Origin of the sequence: Frankia sp. AgKG'84/4 (assembly GCF_023242965.2) — a bacterium.
In the GTDB taxonomy this organism is placed as follows: Bacteria; Actinomycetota; Actinomycetes; order Frankiales; family Frankiaceae; genus Frankia.
In genome coordinates this window covers 1-544 of sequence record NZ_JALKFU020000714.1, presented here as the reverse complement: position 1 = coordinate 544, position 544 = coordinate 1, and the positions used below count along the sequence as shown (strand labels likewise).

The window sequence follows — 544 nt, the reverse complement described above, 5'->3', positions numbered from 1 at the left end:
GACGGTGGCCGGCGACCTCGCGGATCCCGCGGGCCTGGCCGCCGCGTTCGTCGCGGCCGACGCGCAGGCTCTGCTCAACATCGCCTCCCTCGGCTTCGGCCACGCGGCGGCGATCCTCGCCTCGACCCGGGCCGCCGGCATCCGCCGGGCGGTCTTCGTCTCCACCACCGGGATCTTCACCGCGCTCGACCCGCCGACCAAGCGGGTGCGGATCGAGGCGGAGCGCGCGATCGAGGCCAGCGGGCTGGACTGGACGATCATCCGACCCACGATGATCTACGGCGGCCCGGACGACCGCAACATGGTCCGCCTGCTCGCGCTGGTGCGCCGCACCCCGCTCGTGCCGCTGCCCGGCGCCGGCGGCCTGCACCAGCCGGTCCACGTCGAGGACCTGGCCGACACCGTGCTGCGCGCCCTCGACGCCGACCTGGCGATCGGACGGGCCTACGACGTCGCCGGACCGCGGCCGCTGCCGTTGCGCGACGTCGTCACCGTCGCCGGCGCCGCGGTCGGCCGCCGGGTACACGGCGTCGCCGTGCCGGCC

At 76.7% G+C, this 544-nt stretch carries 1 protein-coding gene; it reads left to right on the top strand.

Annotated elements, in window-relative coordinates; all coding sequences use genetic code 11:
• Positions 1-544: SDR family oxidoreductase (locus MXD58_RS24760; protein ID WP_250610055.1), on the top strand; the 544-nt coding region annotated here is incomplete at both ends.